The 955-nt window shown below is 62.0% G+C and carries 1 protein-coding gene; it reads left to right on the forward strand.

The annotated features are described in order from the left end of the window. A partial coding sequence (locus BG61_RS38625; protein ID WP_035943724.1) for a helix-turn-helix transcriptional regulator occupies positions 1-636 on the forward strand: 636 nt, incomplete at its 5' end. Between the last annotated feature and the right edge of the window lie 319 nt (positions 637-955).

Consider the following 955-nt stretch of genomic DNA (forward strand, 5'->3'; position numbering starts at 1 on the left):
GTGTGGCGCCAGACGATCGAACAGTCAACCGGCATCGTATTGCGGATGTTCAGGGCACTGAGTGACAATACCTTCCGGCCGGCAAGGATCTGTTTCGCCCACGAGCGGCCCGCCAGTCTTGAAGTGCACCACCGCGTGCTGGGTACGGCTATCGAGTTTTCACAGGAATGCAGTGCCATCGTTTGCCGCGGCCGCGACCTGGACATGCCTATCCCTGCTGCGGACCCGACGCTGCATCGCGAGGTCGAGCGATGGCTGGACATGCAGCTGGCCGACCTCCGCGACGAGCCAGCGCTGCGCGCGCGCCAGATCGTCAGGATGCTGCTGCCAGGCGGAATTTGTTCGGTCGACCGGGTCGCCCAGCATCTTGGCATGCATCGACGCACCCTTAACCGGCACCTGGCGACCGAGGGCGAGAGTGTCACCACGATCATGAATGTGGTACGTGCTGAACTCGCCGAGGAGTATCTGGCCAACAGCAAACGCAGGTTGTACGAAGTCGCCGAACTTCTCGGCTTTTCCTCTGCCGGTGACTTCTCGCGCTGGTTCCGCGGTCGGTTTGGCAAGACACCCTCGGAGTGGGCCGCCCATTACCGGCAGAGCAAGGCGGCAGCCGGGCCCATCTCGCACACGTAGGAAGTAGGAGGGCAGGGTTCAAAGTGGTGTCAAGCCGTCCGACCGGATTGGCACGCTGGCATGGAATGGCTACCGTCACCTGGAGTTGTACTACGGCGTCTCCGGTATGGGTGCCATACTGCATGGAAGTGTCGGCGAAGGCGCGCCACGGCCTTCATTTTGTCAACCATCCGCTGAGGGATGACCTTGCCCACGGTGATTCGAACCATGCCGTGGGACTCATCCCGACAGAAGCGGCTCTTCCGGGTCGCTGGAGCATTCCGACCAACCTCTCCTGATGGCTTCCATCTCTAGCGGCTCCGAACCCTCGACGACCGAA

Origin of the sequence: Caballeronia glathei (assembly GCF_000698595.1) — a bacterium.
Classification (GTDB): Bacteria; Pseudomonadota; Gammaproteobacteria; order Burkholderiales; family Burkholderiaceae; genus Caballeronia; species Caballeronia glathei.